This is a genomic window from Vibrio amylolyticus (assembly GCF_023145695.1).
Taxonomy (GTDB): Bacteria; Pseudomonadota; Gammaproteobacteria; order Enterobacterales; family Vibrionaceae; genus Vibrio; species Vibrio amylolyticus.
Map to the genome: position 1 here is coordinate 74,948 of NZ_JAJHVV010000003.1, position 17,669 is coordinate 92,616.

A 17,669-nucleotide genomic window follows, 5' to 3' on the forward strand; every position below is an offset into this window, starting at 1 on the left:
ATTCCTCTTTCTGAGTGAGGAATATACAGCTCTAAAGAGAAAGAAAACATGTTAGAAAGTAAGCAAAACCTGTTTGAATCCGTCATCGATCAAGATCACATAAAAACGCAGTGGCAAGACCAAGTGTTTCTTTCTGATGAGTGTCGTGAGCGTTTCCTTGGTTTAACTGAGATTCCAGAGTTTGAATCCATGGGCTTTTTTATGGCTGGGATGGCGGATCTAGTTGATGGTTACATTGTCGAAAGAGAGTCCGTTGCGGTTCATACCTTACTTTTTACTCTAAAAGGTGAGGGTTTGTTAACCCTTGCGGATCAGCGTCAGACGATCCCTGCAAACTCTCTGGTGATTTTGCCAGCGGATATGCCATTTCGTTTTGAATTGGGCGAGAATAGTAATAAATGGAAGATGGTTTGGTTATTACTTTCACCGAGTGATAAATGGCACTCAATCATTGAAAGTGGCCAGCGGGTAGTTCAGTTTCATCATTGTGAGCAGGTATGGTCTTTGATGAGCTTACTTCATCATGAAATTTCGGGTCGTGCGAGCTATCGAAAACTGCTGAGCAGTGAGATTTCGAGACTGCTTAATAAAGTAGAAGTTTCGCCGTCCAATTCCTCGATGCGAGTTCGAAGTGTTTGGAACTTGATTGAGTCACAGCTGCATCTTTCATGGAGCGTGAAAAAGATCTCTCAGCAATGCTTTTTAAGTGAAGAGCAGCTTAATCGATTGTCGAAATCTCTCTTTGGTCAAACGCCTCAAGAGCGGCTGATTCACTTACGAATGGAAAAAGCCGCCGAGTTACTCCACCACCAAGAGTGGAGTATTACTATGATTGCCCAGCGACTCGGCTATAAAGATCCCTATGCATTTAGCCACCGTTTTAAGCGCTATTTCGGTGTTTCTCCCAGAGCATACCGTAAGCAGTTAGCTGCGCGCTAATCAGGGATGATTAAAGTGTCCAATTCAAGGTTTGCCAACGTGGGCGTTCAGAAACTTGGGCAAGCCTTTCACAAGGGTTAACCAAGTATGCAAAGTCAGCCCGTTCACACAAAGGTAAATCGTTGATTGAGTCGGTGTAAAAGTGAATCGAATCGTATGGTTTTTCTTGCTGATTTAACCACTGCTCTAATCGCGCCACTTTCCCCTCTCGGTAGGTTGGAATACCCTCAATCGTAGCCGTGTATCGGTTCTCCTTAATCACTAAGTCGATACCCATTGCAGTATCAATACCTATGTGGTTTGCTACCTCTGCGACGATAAAGTTCACTGTGGCAGAAATAATCACGGTATCAATATTATCGCGCTTAAGCTGCGCAAGCAGAGTTTGAGCTTGCGGATAAAAATAAGGCATAATTTTTTCGCTAATGCAGCGCTTAACCAATGGCTTAACTTCCTGTATATCAACCTGACTTAAAGGAGACATGGCAAAGGTTAAGTAGTCCTTCATATCCATCTTCCCCGCCGAATAAAGTGCCATTAAACGTTTGTCTTCTTCAAGAAATGACTCAGAAGTCGCAATCCCTTCTTCGACTAGAAATGCATTCCATAGCATTGAACAGTCGGCGGCAAACAGCGTTTCATCCATATCGAAAACATAGAGTGGCTGAGACATGGTTAGATCCTTATAAGTAATTCTAAATTTCAGATGTTTATTTTTGGCAAAATTAAGCGCTAACAGCTTGGATTTCGTTGAGGTTGAAAAGCAGCTCCAATTGGCTGCCACCTGCCATTAGTCGTTCTGAGGAGCGATTCAATAAGTCTACCGTCAAATCACAACCGTTAATGCCAACCTGATAACGAATAACGTTGCCGAGTAATTGGTGATTTTTAACCGTTGCGATCTGTGGCGCAGAAATGTGTGACTCGTAGTGTCGACCTTCTTCTTTGACATAAATTGATTCAGGGCGAATTGCCACTTTAGAGGCCACATCAAGATCAAATAAGCTTTTGGCTGTCTCGGAATCAATGAGGTTGTAGTGGCCCATAAAACCTGCGACAAATTCGTTGACAGGTTGTGTATAGATGGACTCAGGCGCACCTTGTTGGACAATCTGGCCTTGGTTCATTAAGAAAATTCGGTCGGACATGATCATCGCTTCTTCCTGATCATGGGTGACAAAAACCGTGGTTAAGTTCAGCTCTTTTTGAATATCTCGAATTTGTTGTCTTAAGTGTTTTCTTATCTTCGCATCCAGGGCAGACAAAGGCTCATCAAGAAGAAGAATTCGTGGCCTTACGACTAATGCCCTCGCCAGTGCCACTCGTTGACGTTGACCGCCGGAGAGTTGATGGGGGTATTGCTTCTCTTTGCCTGATAACGCGACGAGTTCGATGACTTTTGCGACCTCTCTACTTATTTCTCCCTTAGACTGGCGATTCATTTTTAGGCCAAACGCGATGTTGTTTTCCACTGTCATATTGGGAAACAATGCATAGGACTGAAATACCATACCAATTCCACGTTTCTGTGGAGCTGTGTGGGTAATATCTTGCCCAGCCACCCAAATTTCTCCGCTTTCCGTTGGGTTAAGCCCTGCTAAGCTGCGCAACAGGGTTGATTTCCCACAACCACTAGGGCCAAGCAGAGTAATGAATTCACCTTTCTCGATGTTAAAGTCGATGTTTTCAAAAACGGTATTAGCACCAAATCGTTTTGTCAGGTGTTTAACGTCAACATAGCTCATGATTTTGCCTCGTTATTGGATCTGCTCAAACGGCTTGCGAGCCATGTCAGTAAGAAAATGAAAGAGAAGTAAGTCATCACTAACGCTGAGGTGAAGTGACCACTGGTTTGCCGCATGTTGTAGAGATAGATTTGTAGTGTTTCAAAGCGTGTGCCCACCAACATATTGGCGAAGACAAACTCACCCAATAAGAATGAGAAAGAGAGAAATAACGATGCAAGTAACCCTTTCTTAAGATTTGGAATGATGATGTAGAAAAAGGCTTGAGTGGTGCTCGCGCCAAGTAGGTGAGCCGCATCCATCAGGTCATTGAGGTTGATGGCATCGAAACTATTCGCAATGGCTCGGTACATAAATGGTAAAGCAATGGTGAAATAGGTTCCGATGAGAATCCACGGCGTCCCAACAATAGGAATACTGCTATCGGCATATAACTGCAAAAGGCCAACCGATGACACCACAGGAGGCACGGCAAAGGGTAAGAGAATGAGCACGTTCATTAATTTATCGAGCTTTGGAAAATAGTAAAACACGACAAAAATAGTTGGCAGAATAAGGGCAACACTGAGTGCCAATGCAGCAACACAGACCACCAGTGAGCGACCGAAAGCGGCGATAAAGCGAGGGTCTGTGACCAGTTGAATGTACCAATCCAAGGTGAATCCATCGGGTAAAATGGTTGCTCCCCAAGTAGATGACAACGAATAGACTAACGTTGCCAAAATGGGGATGAGCATAATGCCAACAATCGAATAAACGATGCTCTTATGGTAGAGCGCTGATTTATCGTTGAGGGGATGGGTGCTATTTGTTTGCATGGTAGCTCCTAGAGAGTAGCCACTGATTGATAATGGTAATGAACGCCAATATCCCAATTAAGATGACCGAGATAGCGGCCGCTAAATTTGGTTCAAGGAACAGGTCGCCAGAAACCAAGCTCGCGATGCGAATTGTGATGACGTTGTAGTTACCACCCGTTAATGCATAAACGCTGGCGTACGCCCCCATGGCATTGGCGATCAGAATAATTAAGGTTCCCAATAGCGCAGGTGAGAGCACAGGTAAGGCAATTTGTGTCCAATACTGCCAAGTCTTAGCGCCGAGCAAGGCAGATGCGGCTTGCCAATCATCACTCAACGCGTCGAAAGCGGGGTAAAGCAGCAGTACGCCGAGAGGGATTTGAAAGTAGATATAAATGGCAAGTAAGCCCCATTGCCCATAAAGGTTAAAGTCATCGATGATTCCATACTTCTTGAGCAGCAGCGTAACCGCGCCATTAACCCCTAAAATAATAATGAAGGCAAACGCCAACGGAACGCCTGCAAAGTTACTGCTCATATTGGTAAATGCGATGACGCCATCGCGGAGTTTGGTGTTTACTCGCCTAAGTGAGGAGACAAGAATAGCGGCAATGGCTAAACCAAAGACACTTGACCAAATAGAGAGCCAAATACTATTTCGAAATGCTTGCATCATGAAGCTTGAGTCAAAGACATCAAGGTAGTTCTCTAAGCTGAATACGCCATCATAAAGAAAGCTGTTGATCAGAACCCAAAGCATCGGCGCTATCTGAAATAGATAGAAAAACAACATGAAAGGGACAAGCCACAAGGCGGGTTTAAGCTTGTTCCATCGATGATTTTTTTGGCCTTTATGGGCATTTAACTGTGAAGCGCCAATTTCTGGTAGGTTCGTTGAAGCTGATTCGCTCATAATGCTAGTACTTCCGAAGAGTAAGGTTTGAAGTGCTCTAACCCCAGCAGCTCACAGCACACACCGCAAAGTTCAGTCTGTTTAATGGCGGTTGGCTGATGAGAGAATTGATTACCAATGACAAACAAAGGAACCTCGCGCTCCTCAGGTAATATCCCACCGTGAGATAAATCGTTATTCATGCCGTGATCAGCTGTGATGATGATTTGGTACCCATCATCAATCCAAGCCTCGATATAGTTAGAAAGGTATGAATCGGCCGCTCGTGCACAATTTCGATATTCTTTAGAATTAAGACCGAATTTATGTCCCATGTCGTCGATGTTCATCGGGTGAATGAGCAGAAAATCAGGGTGATGATTCAGTCTTAATGATTCGGCATCCAGAAAAAGCGCTTCATCTGGGTAGTGATCCCAGTGATAGAAGCGTCCGTGCTGAATATTGAGTGTTTCATCTTCTGTATAGCGATCGCGAACGGCTTCAAACGGCGTGCGGTTATAGAGTTCACTGACCCAGTGATAGGCCGCTGCGGCGGTGATTCGACCTTGAGATCTCGCTAGGCTAAAGACTGACTCTTGATTCGATAACCGCGAGACACCGTTATTAACAATGCCGCTGATAACAGGTGGAACACCCGTCAGTATACACTCATACAATGGCCTTGATAACGAAGGGAGTTCGCATTGCAATGGGTAAAGCGTTGCTTTTTGTTGTTCTATTAAACCGTTCAAGTAGCCCATGCATTCACGGGCTACTTGATAATTCAGTCCATCTAGAACAACAAGGATAACCTTATTGCTCATAGAGACCTCTTACTGCTGGTGGATTAGAACGTTTTCTTGCCATTGACGAGGTAATCTACGTGCCGATTTTTCCCACGCTTTGAAATCTGTGACAGGGTGAACATTGCCGTATTGGTCATTAGCGATAAGTTTCGCTTGAACAGATTCTGGCAAAGTGACCGAAGTACGGATAGGGCGCGCATAACCTTCCGCTAGGTTGATTTGCCCTTTGTCACTAAAGATGTGCTCACGCGCGAGTTTTGCCGCGTTCGGGTTTTTAGCGAACTTATTGATGATGGTGGTGTAGCCTGAAATTACAGAGCCATCTTGTGGAATGTTAACCGTAAAGCGGTCACGGTTGATTTGGTCACGATAGTTAAGTGCGTTGAAGTCCCACAAGATAGCCACTTCCACTTCACCTTTTTCTAAGTTAGCAATACTTGGGTTTGTGAATGATAAACGACCTTGCTTTGCCAGTTTCGCAAAGAACTCTATTGCTGGGTCTAAGTCGGCTTCACTTCCGCCATTAGCAAATGCGGCCGCCAGAACCGCGTTGTTTGCTTGTGCTGCGACACCTACATTACCAACGGTTACTTTATAATCGCCCTTTAAGATGTCATCCCAAGAGGTTGGGGCATTCTTAACAAGGTTATTGTTAGAGATAAAAGAGATAGTGCCCGTGTAAGCGAGTGCCCAGTGGCCATCTTTGTCTTTCGCCCAATCAGGAATGTCGTTCCATGTTGTTGGTTTATAAGGCTGTGTTACCCCTTTTTGAACTGCGACACGAGCAAATGCAAAGCCCACATCACCGATATCAGCTGTAGCGTTCTTGCGTTCAGCATCAAACTTAGCGATCTCTTGCGCTGAACTCATATCGGTATCTTGGTGTGTTAATCCGTAATTGGTTTTTATGTCTTTCCAAGTATCTTTCCAGTTTGCCCAACTATCAGGCATACCCACGCTGTATACCGCCCCTTCTTTCTTCGCGGCTTCGATGAGTTGTTCCACATCCATCTTTTTTGCAAAGGCAGGTGTACAAAGTACGGATGTAGTAAGAGCGGCTGCTAATGTAGCAGTGGTCAACGTTTTGTTCATTGTCGCTATCCCTCTGGACTAGGTCAGTAAGTTCGCTTTGTATACTAGGGAGCAAATGTTACAGATTATGTCAGTTAAAAAGACGTTTTTATTGAGCTTCTATGACAGTTTGGTTTCATGTAAGTGGACCAATCGGTGTCATTAAACTGTTACCTCCTTGTTCTAACGTATCTCTTGATAATTAAGAACTCGATAGCTACAGCAATCTATAACTAATGAACCGAAAACTAATGGACTAGGTCAGTAATGCCTTATTTGACGACTCAAACTCATGCCTTAAAAGTAAAAACCCAGCTCTCCAAGATCAAAACCAGTATTCGGCAGCAGATACAAAGTAAAGTCCTTAACTCGGGGCAAAAGTTACCGTCAGAACGAGAGATGAGTGAACTGTTTTCCACAACGCGCATTACCATTAAAGACGCCCTGACTTCTTTAGAAACCGAGGGACTTATTTATCGAGAAGAGCGCCGAGGGTGGTTTGTTTCGTCTGAACGAATACGATACAACCCGCTGTCTCGCTGTCACTTTCATCGCATGATTCAAGATCAAAACCGAATTGCTGAAACACAACTGTTAAACGTTCGAAGCGAGTTAGCCAGTGGAGAATATTCCGATGCGCTGTCTATCGACAAAATAACGTCTGTTTATGTGTTTGAACGCCTGCGCTTTATTGATGGGCGGGTGGTGTTGTACGTTGAAAACTGCCTGATTAGCGAATTGTTCCCTAATATTCTTGAAGAGAACCTGACTCAATCATTGACGGGTCTTTATCAATCAAAGTATGGGTATGAGACGCTTCGCTCGCGATTTGATGTGATCCCTACCTCTGCGCCGCTGCATGTGGCTAAAGCGCTCAACCTTTCCGAAGGCCAACCTGTGCTGAAAATCTGCCGAGTGAACTACAAACAAGACGATCAAGTGATGGATTGTGAACTGGAGTATTGGCGACCTGACAGTGTAATGATTCGTATTGACAGCGGGGAGTCGCGAGGTATTAAAGAAAAATAAATAAAAATTAGGGGATAGCCTACCTATCTAATTGTAATTACGTTACTTAATAAAATGTAATACAACGAATTAGGCGTTAGAAAATGTACTTTGGAGCGTATCTGGATTTTGAATCTGTGAGTGCCATTGCAAAAATAGCAAGAAACTATCAACTGTTCTATCCATAACTCAACACTGGATATCTCATTGTTTAATCTATCAATAAATATTCTAGTCTAATTATAGGGTTCACGGCGAGGAAACCATATCAATGAAAAAATCAGGTGATTTTGATCTTATCTCATTGATTGCATGTATTTTACAAAAATCAACTGGAGAAAGTATCAGTTTGTTGGACTCCTTCTAAGAATTTGTGTAAATGCAACCTGCTTCTATTCTTATTTTGATAGTCAAGTTAGTTAGCTTAAGGATAGAAAAATGAATAAAGTTCTTTTAGGTTTAATATTAGGTTTAGGGAGTTCGTTGCTACTAGTTGGCTGTAATGGCAGCTCATCTAGTACCTCAGCAACCGCACAAACTGGCCAGTTTATCGATGCAGCTGTTGCGAACATTAACTATGCGACAGAAACGCTTTCTGGTGTGACAGACTCAAATGGTAACTACCTGTATGAAGAAGGGGAGACTGTTACCTTTTCGATTGGCTCAATTACTTTCCCTCCCGTTCTAGCCTCAGGTGTTGTCACCCCTTTGGATATTGCAAACAGCAATGACCCAGAAGATGATCAGGTTGTTAATATTATTCGTTTCCTTCAAACATTAGATACCGATGGCGACCCGAGCAACGGAATTACGATATCTGATGACGTAAAAGATGCTGCAACGACAGACATTGACTTTGACGTGTCCAGTTCCGTTTTTGAAAGTGATACAACGGTACTCTCTGTGATCGCTCAAGGTGGACAAGACACAACAACCATCTCCTTGATTAGTGAGGCGGCTGCTTTGGCTCATTTTGAGTCGACTCTTCAGGGGGCAGGTATCACATTTGGTAAATTTGTTGGCACTTGGCTAGTTTCAAGTGCGAATGAAAATGAATTATTAATGTTCACATTCTTTGCTGATGGTACGTATGCGCATGCAGAAATAGATACCGATCTACAAAACGCTGAAAACCCTAATGAGCTTAACGGAATGGAGTGGGGGACGTATGAGGTTAACTCACTTGATGAGTTCTTTAGTGAAACCACTTATTTTGATGAGAATGGTGATATTGGATTAACCGATGTCATTACTTCGGCAACCGCAAACTCACAAGATGGTGGAACCATTAAGTTCACCTTTAGTAATAATGACCAAACACTAACGTTTAATGTGACTGACTATGAAAATGGATCAGTTGTTGCTACGGATACCATTACGTTCGCTAAGCTTGTAGACAATGGAATAGTCGGTACTTGGCTCATTTCGGGAACCAATGAAAATGAGCTGTTGATGTTTACTTTCTTATCTGATGGCACATATGTACACGCAGAAGTGGATAGGGATTTAAGCACGGCTCAAAACCCTGATGAAGACAATGGGGTTGAATGGGGCAGTTATGTGGTGAACGCTCAAACTAATGAGATGACCATATCGTTCCCTGATTCTGGTACGGATTTAAATGGCGATACAGGGCTCTCGGATTTTGTCGGGAATGCCAACAACCAAGTTTTTGCTACGGTATCTGGCGATGTGTTGTCATTAAGAATTGTTGAATCAGGCAGTGAAGAAACATTGACGTTCACGCGCCACTAATTGGAAACCTTCATTAGAAAGTATAAGTAAAACGGCCACGGAAAGTTCGTGGCCGTTTTTGTCTATTAGCTCATCCGTTGGTTCTAGCTCTTCACTAGTTCTGAAACCAATCGTCTTGGTCCGTGCGGCGTTTTTTCCGCTTTACCTAACCGAAATAGCATCTGAACCGTTTTGCTCTCATCGATACCGAAAGCTTGCTTAAATTCAGCCTGTAGCGGAAGCATGTCTGAATACTCTTGTAACACCTGGCTCATAGGGTGCTGTGCCAGCCCCATTGCTGTGGTTTTGAGGTTGAGCCTACAATAGTCTCTTCCGACAATTACTTGATCAAGGCGGCTATTGCCCTTGCTGCTTATCCAACCAAAGGTTTCTGTGGTGGAAACCGTTTTTTGAGCCATGATAACGGCTTGTTGATCGAATTCGGTTGAGTCTTGCTCTGTTTTTTCTCTTGAAAGGACGAAGTTTTCAACCATGAGTTTTTTAATTCCAGTAAGCCCCGCTTGTGAAACGCCAAATCCATCTCGATATTTGTTCACTTCGTCTTGGTCAAAGCGAAATAAAGCAATGGTTTCGTGACTTCGCCCACGGTCATTTACTTCTATTTGCATCGCTTCGGTGAGTATTTTTTCAAATTTTAACTTGTCTTCACTCGAGCTTGTTATTGTGAGTGGGTAACTACATTGTTCAACCGCAAATGTTTGTAAGTTAGCCATTTCTGCAGGGCTGAGTGAATAATTGCCATATTCACGCTTATTAGAGTGTCGAGTTAGTAAAAAAGCAAACAGTGGGTCTGGGGTGATTTTGTCACTTTTAATTAGCTCAATCGATGCCACTGGTTTGTCGACTAATTCTGTGTTGCTGTACATACCTTGCGGAAAATAGTCAATTTTGGCTTCATAACCTAACCCCGATGCGGCAATCGCTAGGGTTTCCAAAAATGTTCCTTGGCTTATGTGTATCTGACGATGAATAGGGTCGGTTTCGGGAAGTAAACGATCAGGATCAACCAATAAATCGAAGCGGTTTGCTCCCGTCATTTTGACAACCCAAGGCTGAATATTGTGTGCGTTTGGGCAAAGAATCGCGTAAGAGAGTACCTGCATTCGAATATCGGTTTCGCTTGAGTCCGGTCCATTCCAGCCAAAGTTGTCGCTTGAGTTTGAACGACCATTATTAATGATCACAGCGCTACTGAGTGCCGCGGCTCCTGCTCCAAGCCCGACTATTTTTATGAAATTACGACGATTCATGATGCTCTCCTTAGAAAAATGAAAAAACCATTTAGATTCCTTGGAATGTATATTATATTCCAAGGAATGATTTGGCAAGTGTTCATTTGCCTAGCGAATGACTCTTTAGGAGAAATAGGTCGTGAATATAAGAAAACAGACAGAAGCGAAGTTGATTGTTCAGCTTGGAATTGTTCGGCAGTTAATGGCGACCAGAGAAGCCGCACTGTTTTCATCTTTGCCGCTGAATCCCTCGCAGTTTGGCGTGTTGAATCACTTTACCCATAAGCCTGATCGAAGCTGGACAGTGACGGATCTTGCGCGAGTCATGGAGATGAACCAGCCTGGGATTACTAAAATAATCTCGGTATTGCTTGAAAAAAATCTATTGGAATCGATTTCAGATATTGAGGATAAACGACGTCGTTATTTGAAGATCACAAGTCAAGGGCTTAGGTTATGTGAGGAGACAATGGCCTCGTTAATGCCTGACATCTCACACCTATTCTCGAATTGGCAAGATGAAGAGTTGAATCAAATGCAAGAGCATACGGAAAAATTGATGCGTTGGTTAGATAATCATCGAGATGATTTTACAAAGTAGATATGAGCTTTGTTCACTTAAAGCTTAAAGGTCGTCACGGTATGTAGTTGCTGGGTCTCGATATATTGACAAGATCAATAATGGAAGTGGACCATATTTGTGAATTTGGAACAGCAGCGTCGTGCTAGTCAGTTAGCATTTGAAAAATCTAATGATAATATTGTCGTTGGTAACCTAGAGCTAATCCCACTAACTTTGGAGCAGTTAAAAGCGACAACGTCGAACTCCCTTTATGTCATAAGGGCTTATGAATCGGGTTTAACTGCGGTGGTTTATCATATTCGTATTGAGGACCGAGATTGGACGTTAAAATGCCGCCGAGCAGAGAGTCTTGTTAAGAATGTCGATGGGCAAACTTCGTTTTTAAATGAGGTTCAAAGACGACGTGATCTATCGATATTGAAGGTTAGCAAGCCGCGAGCGTTTCGCTATATCGTCGATACTCAATTCGCTTCGTACCGAGATGGTATTATCCTCTCTCCATGGATAAATGGGGACCCCATTGAGCATTTGAATCGAGATGTATTCGAGCAAGTTTTTGAGGCGATCATAAATCTGGAGCTTAGTGGTTTGTTTGAGTGGGACTTCTGTCCTGGTAACATTTTGTGTAATACCGATGATGAAGTGCGCTTATTTGATTTCGGGTACATGTATCAATTTGATCCGTTGACACACTTTAATAGTAATGGCCTTGAGACCCCTTTGTTTCATGGTATTGAGCGATTTGAAACTCGCTTCTTTTTTGACTATCTGCTTAAGAATAAACAGGGGATGAGCGAAGAGCAGCAGTTCGAATTATATCGACTGGAAAAAACCTGTGCGGTAGAGGCGTATCAACGGAAGTTGTTGAAGCTAACAGAGTTAGGGGCGATGCCCGTTGTTATAAATAGGCATGTCGATATTATTAATGTTTGGAAAAAAGCGCTTAATAGTGACGAAGAGTTACAAAAATTACAGCTAATAGAGTCATTTCGCTCAAACATTTTAGATTTACTGGATGATGTTCATGGGCAGTCATGTACACCCTATACGCTTAAAAAAGCGGATTTTATTATTCAAGTGCTAGAGCAGGATTACGCATTGTTGAAAGACGCGGATGGTCTCTTTTTTGGTGATGAAAACCTTGAGCAAGGAGTGCTTAAAGCAAAGTATTTGAAACTGAAGCAATCCGCAATGCGGTTTCAACTAGAATCAGTCGGATAATTTTAGGTATAACCCTAGAACGCCCTATATTAAATAGTGGTTCTTTATAAGCGAGCCACTATTTTGTCTTTTCTACACAGTCAAAATCCGCTTTGTTTCACGCTAAACTCATTACGTAAATGAGTAGGATAGTCGGCTTTACGCTTCTCAAACTGTGGCTCTTTCATCACATCATTAGCAGTAAAAGTAGAGGTTATGGCTATTGAAATTGAGCTAATAATGGTTCAATAAGAGGCCAACCTTGGCTATAGCGCCAATCTTCCTCCCACCAAAAACAGGTTGCTTTGTAGTCGTGAGCGAACAGAGTGTGCCATTTTTCTGCTTGAGATTGGTAGCGTTCATATTGAGAGATATGACGTAATACGTTTATGGCGTCAGCTTGGGTATTTTCGTTTTCTTCTTCCCACAAAACAAGATTACTCAGCTCGGAAAAAAGAGCGCGGATTTCTCGTTCTGGTAAGCCATTGGGTGCTTTAAAATAGTCTTCTTCGTATCCCATCAACGAACCTTAATCAGCTATTCATCTACGTTCAGTGTAGGCTGACAATAAAAAAACAGCAGGTGTTTAGCCTGCTGTTTTCAATTGTGTCTCGTTTTATGTATTAAGAAGACTGTTTAGCAGTTTCAGTTACATTGTAAACCTTACCTGCTTTATGACGTGCTAGGTAATCCGCTAAGTCTCGTTTCACTTCAGGCACAAGAATGTAAAGACCGACAATGTTCACCAATGCCATTGAGAAGATCATCGCATCCGAGAAGTCGATGACAGGGCCAAGGTTCATCGCAGAACCGATTACAACGAACACACAGAACTTAACTTTGAAGATGATTTCAGCTGTTTTACTCTCACCAAATAAGTATGTCCACGCTTTTAGACCATAGTAAGACCAAGAGATCATGGTAGAGAAAGCAAATAACACAACAGCGATGGCAAGAATGTACGGGAACCAGCTGATAGAGCTACCGAACGCTGCTGATGTTAATTCAACACCCGCTAGACCTGAATCGTTATCGAGGTAACCTGTAATAATGATAACAAGCGCTGTCATGGTACAGATCACAACCGTATCAATGAACGGTTCTAGTAGAGAAACAAAGCCCTCTGACATCGGTTCTTTTGTTTTAACGGCTGCGTGAGCAATCGCGGCTGAACCAACACCCGCTTCGTTCGAAAACGCGGCACGTTTGAAACCTTGAATAAGGACACCAATCACACCACCAGCAATACCTTCACCAGTAAACGCGCCATGGAAAATAGCACCGAATGCATCATCAATACGATCGTAGTTCATTGCTAGAATCACAAGCGCTGCACCAACGTAAATAGCCGCCATGAATGGAACTACTTTCTCGGTTACTTTTGCGATTGACTTAATACCACCAATAATAACGATACCAACGATAACGGCAAGGATGATACCAAATAGCCAACCCTTATCCGCTAGGAAAGAAGCATCACCACCGGTTACACCAACCACTTGCTTAAACGCTTGGTTTGCTTGGAACATGTTACCGCCACCTAACGCACCACCAATAGCAAATACTGAGAACAGTACCGCCAGAGTACGACCAAGAGCAGCGTTACCACGGTTAGCTAAACCTTTACTTAGATAGTACATTGGACCGCCAGAAACGGTGCCGTCTGGGTTAGTGTTACGGTATTTCACACCAAGTGCACATTCTACGAATTTGCTCGACATACCTAACAGGCCCGCCAAGATCATCCAAAATGTCGCACCGGCGCCACCAATAGAGACAGCGACCGCTACCCCCGCAATGTTACCAAGACCAACTGTACCAGAAAGGGCTGTTGTGAGAGCTTGAAAGTGAGAGACCTCACCATCTTCTTTCGCTTTTGGGTTGCTAAATTTACCTGAAACCAGTTCTAGTGCGTGTTTAAAACCACGAACGTTGATGAAACCGAGATAAACGGTAAAGAAGATCGCGGCTACGACTAACCACAATACAATCCAAGGCACCTGCACGTCTGTAAAAGGGAAAGGAATAGTTGAGAAGATCATTCCTACAAATGGGTTGACGATTGGTGCGACGACTTCGTTAATTTTTTCATCGAGTCCGGAGGCGGTAGCACTTCCGGTTGCTGTCATGCCTGCTAGGGCCAGCATTAGTTTTTTGTGCATCATTTTTCCTGTCTGAATATCGTTGGTTATAACTCTTCAGGTTATAACCGAGTGTATGTATATAGTTTTTATATTTATAAGAGTGTTATTTGTTACATCTAGGTAACATTGAGCATTATTCCGTTTTGAAACATGCTCGCAACACTTTTGTCTGTTTATTTGAGCTAGCGTTTGTTTTGTTATTTTGGAGAAAAAATGAATTGATTTGAGTTGATAAATTGATTAATAGGCGTTAAAGCGTGGTTTGATGGGAATATTTGTGACTAATTATTATTATTTTGATGAATTTATATGCAGGCTTTTTTACTGAAATAGAAAATCTAAGCAGGATATTATCCTTTTCTCTGCTCTTTAATTGTTCAATGCATTGTTCGCCATTTGTCGAAGAGTAACATTTAATTCAGTTAAGATTGAAAAATATGCAGTTTAGAGTAGAGATAAGTTGTTGTATTGCCTAGGCTAGTGTTATCACATAATCAAACAGAGACTTACAATGGAACAAAGGCTCTACTATCTACTTCATAAGATCTACATGAAAGGGCTGAAAATAGCGGCGAAAGTCTTGCCTATATCAAAGCCAACTCTGTTTATTGGTAAGGATGCGTTAAACCAACTTTGTCATAGTGTGTCCATCATGGGGATCACGCGAGTGTTGATTGTGACCGATGAGGGTATTGTAAAACTTGGGTTTGTTAAGCGGTTGATGTTTGAATTTGAGCGAGTCGGAGTGCACTGTGAGGTTTACTCAGAAGTGTTACCTGATCCTACCTATACTCAGGTTGAGAAAGGATTAGCACAATACCAGACTAAAAAGTGTGATGGTGTAGTGGCCATCGGTGGTGGGTCGCCTATTGATTGCGCCAAAGTGATTGCCGCGAGTGCGACCAACAATAAACCCATTAAACGACTCGTTGGGCTTCTTAGAGTATGGAAAGCACCTGCGCCGCTGTTTGTATTACCCACCACGGCGGGAACGGGATCAGAAGTTACCGTCGCCGCGGTTGTTTCTGACCCTAGAACCCATCAAAAAACACCTTTAATGGATCCTAAATTAGTGCCAATTGCTGCAGCATTAGATCCAACTCTTATGCTGGCACTGCCCGCCCATATTACTGCTCAAACTGGAATGGATGCGCTAACTCATGCCGTTGAAGCTTACATATCGTGTAATGCGACAAAAGAGACTGACCGTTATTCTCTAGCTGCGATTAAGCTTATTGATGAGAATCTAGAGAAAGCGGTGAAGTTTGGTCAAAATGCGACGGCAAGACAAAAAATGGCTCTGGCTTCTTATTATGCTGGGCTTGCCTTCACCAAAGCGAGTTTAGGCTACGCCCATGCTATTGCACACGCCGTTGGTGCTAAATATGGAACGCCCCATGGGTTGGCGAACGCGGTTGCACTTCCGCATGTGCTGGAGTATTCCAAGTCAGAAGCTAAGTACCGATTGGCTCAGTTATCTGATGCTATAACATTGGCAGACGTTAGAGCGAGTGAATCTGTGAGAGCGCAGGCTTTCATCGATTACATCAAATCTTTGCAAACCAAACTGGGCCTACCCGATCACTTTGAGGCATTACTAGAAGAGGACATTACTGAACTCGCAAAACAGTCACTGCATGAAGCTCAGTGGAACTACCCAGTCCCTCGTTATATGCCGTTAGCAGATTGTGAAAAAATGATTGGGAGTATGGTGGCTTCGAAGTAACGGCCTCTTTGTAATTAGGTAGAATTGGTAACAAAGTCATTCATTATATAAGGACGTCTTAGTGTATTATCGAGTACAAATATTGACAGCTACTCCGGATTCACCATGCAATTGCAGATTATCGATAAAAAAGTTTATCGCTCCCGTTTAAACATCGTCATTGTGGCTTGCATTGCTAGCTTGGCAGTGTCGAGTCTCGCCGTATCTCAGACCTTAATTCATTTCTTCCCTTCAGAAACTGGCTCTCATTTTCATTGGAATCTTCTGGGCGTGGTGGTGAGCGCAATCACTTTGGTTATTGTGCTAACTAGATTGAAAACCCATCCTAAAATGGTTGAAGTCGCTTATGTTTGGGATCTTAAACAATCACTCAATCTCATCTACCGTAAAAGTAGAAAACTATTAGCAGCGGCAGAGCAAGGGAATGAAGATGCCATGTTAGCGCTTCATTTTAGCTATGAGGGATCCCGACAGCTTTGGCAATTGGATGACAACACTATCACCATGACGAGTTTGAATGATGCACAATCTAGGCTAGATGGGTGGGTGAAGGACTACAATGTTACACTGGATATCACTCGTTACCATTCTGACGTATTAAACGCCTTTTAGACCGTTAATTAGGTGCTGTCCAATGGATAAAATCACATTTTTCACAAGGATGGAGCGTCAGATTCTATCGGGAAAAAAGACGGCAACCATTCGCAATAAATCAGAAAGCCATTATTTTGCTGGCCAAATTGTTGAAGCATTCACTCTGGAAGATAGTCGAAAGATTTGTCAGCTTGAAATTCTTGGTATCGAGAGTGTCGAATTTGAGCAACTCAGTCGAGTTCATGCAAAAGCGGAGAATCTCCCATTTGTGTTTATGCTTAAATGGATCTTACGTAAGATCTATCCAACAGAAAATAGTTTGTACTTTATTCGATTTAGAGTCGTTGAAAACTAACTGACGGTATCAGCCTGCATCGTTAATACGGAAATAAAGGCGGAGAGGTATTGTTCAATCGTTAAATCAACCGATACCGCTGGCAGTTCGACGGTCACACAAGGTAACGGCTTTTCGCTGCACCAAGTACCAAACGACCCGGGTGTTTTATAGCCCACATCATCGACCACACTTAAATTGAACTGTTCTCCAAGCCATGTTGCAAGTTTTGAGCGGCTAGGGTCGTCAACTAACCCCAGAGGTTCATGAAAAGAGACTACAAACTGAGGCTGGCGCAGTTCGATTAACGCGATCAATGCATCGACTTCTGGCTCCAACTTATCTACGTCACCTGTGCGAACTCTTACGTCTCTATTGGTGGTTTGTGAGCTCCAGCGATAGACGGTGTCATTCTGAGACCAATTACGAGCGGGAAAGGCACGATTGAGATCGACTTGATTGGCATTGGCTCTTGTACCAAGTTGATTGCCATCTGGGTTGATTGACAAGATCACATCATGGCATAAGTTTTTTGCGGGCAAACTTCTTAATGCACAAGACAACCCGGCAATAGAGGCCGTTTCGTCGCCATGGGTTCCTGCCAAAATTAAACCATGAGATTGGCTCTCCACTTGAGCTGGAAAATACAGCAGTGGTGCGCCCAGTACTGAGCGTCCGTATGGTAACGGCTCGACTGAAAATGAAGCTCTTTCCGATCTTGGAATTAAACTCACCCTAATCTCCTGATTAATCAAGTAGTATCATATATTGATTAGATAAACCGAACGGTTAAAAACCGTCAATAGTGGTGGCCCATTTTTATGGGTTTACTAACAAAGA

At 43.0% G+C, this 17,669-nt stretch carries 18 protein-coding genes; 8 read left to right on the forward strand and 10 right to left on the reverse strand.

Annotation, left to right across the window (positions count from 1 at the left end; genetic code table 11):
• The first annotated feature begins 48 nt into the window (after positions 1–48).
• The gene (locus KP803_RS05470; protein WP_248007834.1) at positions 49–939 is read left to right on the forward strand and encodes an AraC family transcriptional regulator; all 891 of its coding nucleotides are present in this window, start codon (positions 49–51) and stop codon (positions 937–939) included.
• 10 nt (positions 940–949) lie between these two features.
• On the opposite strand, the gene KP803_RS05475 is transcribed toward KP803_RS05470, so the two are convergent.
• Genes KP803_RS05475 through KP803_RS05500 form a run of 6 tightly spaced genes read right to left on the reverse strand, consistent with a single transcriptional unit; the run spans position 950 to position 6,274 of the window.
• Entirely contained in the window at positions 950–1,612 is a 663-nt protein-coding gene (locus KP803_RS05475) for an HAD family hydrolase (protein WP_248007835.1), read from the reverse strand.
• Between the two features lie 52 nt (positions 1,613–1,664).
• A complete protein-coding gene (locus KP803_RS05480; protein WP_248007836.1) occupies positions 1,665–2,684 on the reverse strand; it encodes an ABC transporter ATP-binding protein in 1,020 nt (339 codons plus the stop codon).
• Positions 2,681–3,502, reverse strand: a complete 822-nt coding sequence (locus tag KP803_RS05485; protein ID WP_248007837.1) for an ABC transporter permease — start codon at positions 3,500–3,502, stop codon at positions 2,681–2,683. The genes KP803_RS05480 and KP803_RS05485 overlap by 4 nt, the downstream gene beginning before the upstream one ends.
• A complete protein-coding gene (locus KP803_RS05490; protein ID WP_345791546.1) occupies positions 3,489–4,364 on the reverse strand; it encodes an ABC transporter permease in 876 nt (291 codons plus the stop codon). Before KP803_RS05490 ends, KP803_RS05485 begins: the two co-directional genes overlap by 14 nt.
• A gap of 29 nt (positions 4,365–4,393) precedes the next feature.
• Positions 4,394–5,200, reverse strand: coding sequence for an alkaline phosphatase family protein (locus tag KP803_RS05495; RefSeq protein ID WP_248007839.1), 807 nt, complete (start codon positions 5,198–5,200; stop codon positions 4,394–4,396).
• A 9-nt stretch (positions 5,201–5,209) separates the two neighbouring features.
• Positions 5,210–6,274, reverse strand: a complete 1,065-nt coding sequence (locus tag KP803_RS05500; RefSeq protein ID WP_248007840.1) for an ABC transporter substrate-binding protein — start codon at positions 6,272–6,274, stop codon at positions 5,210–5,212.
• Between the two features lie 246 nt (positions 6,275–6,520).
• On the opposite strand from KP803_RS05500, the gene KP803_RS05505 reads away from it, so the two are divergent.
• On the forward strand, positions 6,521–7,282 hold the full coding sequence (locus KP803_RS05505) for a UTRA domain-containing protein (protein WP_248007841.1): 762 nt from the start codon (positions 6,521–6,523) through the stop codon (positions 7,280–7,282).
• A 417-nt stretch (positions 7,283–7,699) separates the two neighbouring features.
• Complete coding sequence (locus KP803_RS05510; protein ID WP_248007842.1) at positions 7,700–9,016, forward strand: hypothetical protein; 1,317 nt, start codon at positions 7,700–7,702, stop codon at positions 9,014–9,016.
• Positions 9,017–9,099: 83 nt separating this feature from the next.
• Here KP803_RS05510 and KP803_RS05515 read toward each other — a convergent pair whose 3' ends face one another.
• The gene (locus KP803_RS05515; RefSeq protein WP_248007843.1) at positions 9,100–10,266 is read right to left on the reverse strand and encodes an Acg family FMN-binding oxidoreductase; all 1,167 of its coding nucleotides are present in this window, start codon (positions 10,264–10,266) and stop codon (positions 9,100–9,102) included.
• 121 nt (positions 10,267–10,387) lie between these two features.
• Here KP803_RS05515 and KP803_RS05520 point away from each other — a divergent pair, with 121 nt between their 5' ends.
• Entirely contained in the window at positions 10,388–10,849 is a 462-nt protein-coding gene (locus KP803_RS05520) for a MarR family winged helix-turn-helix transcriptional regulator (RefSeq protein WP_248007844.1), read from the forward strand.
• 99 nt (positions 10,850–10,948) lie between these two features.
• Complete coding sequence (locus KP803_RS05525) at positions 10,949–12,052, forward strand: hypothetical protein (protein ID WP_248007845.1); 1,104 nt, start codon at positions 10,949–10,951, stop codon at positions 12,050–12,052.
• A 199-nt stretch (positions 12,053–12,251) separates the two neighbouring features.
• Here KP803_RS05525 and KP803_RS05530 read toward each other — a convergent pair whose 3' ends face one another.
• On the reverse strand, positions 12,252–12,551 hold the full coding sequence (locus KP803_RS05530) for a hypothetical protein (RefSeq protein WP_248007846.1): 300 nt from the start codon (positions 12,549–12,551) through the stop codon (positions 12,252–12,254).
• A 103-nt stretch (positions 12,552–12,654) separates the two neighbouring features.
• Positions 12,655–14,193, reverse strand: coding sequence for an alanine/glycine:cation symporter family protein (locus tag KP803_RS05535; protein ID WP_248007847.1), 1,539 nt, complete (start codon positions 14,191–14,193; stop codon positions 12,655–12,657).
• Positions 14,194–14,686: 493 nt separating this feature from the next.
• On the opposite strand from KP803_RS05535, the gene KP803_RS05540 reads away from it, so the two are divergent.
• The 3 genes from KP803_RS05540 (at position 14,687) to yqfB (ending at position 16,850) form a co-directional block, all read left to right on the forward strand.
• The gene (locus tag KP803_RS05540; RefSeq protein WP_248007848.1) at positions 14,687–15,901 is read left to right on the forward strand and encodes an iron-containing alcohol dehydrogenase; all 1,215 of its coding nucleotides are present in this window, start codon (positions 14,687–14,689) and stop codon (positions 15,899–15,901) included.
• 105 nt (positions 15,902–16,006) lie between these two features.
• The gene (locus tag KP803_RS05545) at positions 16,007–16,513 is read left to right on the forward strand and encodes a DUF3087 domain-containing protein (RefSeq protein ID WP_248007849.1); all 507 of its coding nucleotides are present in this window, start codon (positions 16,007–16,009) and stop codon (positions 16,511–16,513) included.
• Between the two features lie 22 nt (positions 16,514–16,535).
• Complete coding sequence (gene yqfB / locus KP803_RS05550) at positions 16,536–16,850, forward strand: N(4)-acetylcytidine aminohydrolase (RefSeq protein ID WP_248007850.1); 315 nt, start codon at positions 16,536–16,538, stop codon at positions 16,848–16,850.
• Here yqfB and mpaA read toward each other — a convergent pair.
• Complete coding sequence (mpaA, locus tag KP803_RS05555; protein WP_248007851.1) at positions 16,847–17,563, reverse strand: murein tripeptide amidase MpaA; 717 nt, start codon at positions 17,561–17,563, stop codon at positions 16,847–16,849. The two genes, yqfB and mpaA, sit on opposite strands and share 4 nt — an antisense overlap.
• Between the last annotated feature and the right edge of the window lie 106 nt (positions 17,564–17,669).

Excerpts from the sequence above, each read along its gene's own strand:
- KP803_RS05480 (WP_248007836.1), bottom strand. The coding sequence starts at position 2,684 with ATGAGCTATGTTGACGTTAAACACCTGACAAAACGATTTGGTGCTAAT.
- yqfB (WP_248007850.1), top strand. The coding sequence starts at position 16,536 with ATGGATAAAATCACATTTTTCACAAGGATGGAGCGTCAGATTCTATCG.
- KP803_RS05470 (WP_248007834.1), top strand. The coding sequence starts at position 49 with ATGTTAGAAAGTAAGCAAAACCTGTTTGAATCCGTCATCGATCAAGAT.
- KP803_RS05540 (WP_248007848.1), top strand. The coding sequence starts at position 14,687 with ATGGAACAAAGGCTCTACTATCTACTTCATAAGATCTACATGAAAGGG.
- KP803_RS05510 (WP_248007842.1), top strand. The coding sequence starts at position 7,700 with ATGAATAAAGTTCTTTTAGGTTTAATATTAGGTTTAGGGAGTTCGTTG.
- KP803_RS05515 (WP_248007843.1), bottom strand. The coding sequence starts at position 10,266 with ATGAATCGTCGTAATTTCATAAAAATAGTCGGGCTTGGAGCAGGAGCC.
- KP803_RS05545 (WP_248007849.1), top strand. The coding sequence starts at position 16,007 with ATGCAATTGCAGATTATCGATAAAAAAGTTTATCGCTCCCGTTTAAAC.
- KP803_RS05495 (WP_248007839.1), bottom strand. The coding sequence starts at position 5,200 with ATGAGCAATAAGGTTATCCTTGTTGTTCTAGATGGACTGAATTATCAA.
- KP803_RS05500 (WP_248007840.1), bottom strand. The coding sequence starts at position 6,274 with ATGAACAAAACGTTGACCACTGCTACATTAGCAGCCGCTCTTACTACA.
- KP803_RS05535 (WP_248007847.1), bottom strand. The coding sequence starts at position 14,193 with ATGCACAAAAAACTAATGCTGGCCCTAGCAGGCATGACAGCAACCGGA.
- KP803_RS05505 (WP_248007841.1), top strand. The coding sequence starts at position 6,521 with ATGCCTTATTTGACGACTCAAACTCATGCCTTAAAAGTAAAAACCCAG.
- KP803_RS05475 (WP_248007835.1), bottom strand. The coding sequence starts at position 1,612 with ATGTCTCAGCCACTCTATGTTTTCGATATGGATGAAACGCTGTTTGCC.
- KP803_RS05485 (WP_248007837.1), bottom strand. The coding sequence starts at position 3,502 with ATGCAAACAAATAGCACCCATCCCCTCAACGATAAATCAGCGCTCTAC.
- KP803_RS05530 (WP_248007846.1), bottom strand. The coding sequence starts at position 12,551 with ATGGGATACGAAGAAGACTATTTTAAAGCACCCAATGGCTTACCAGAA.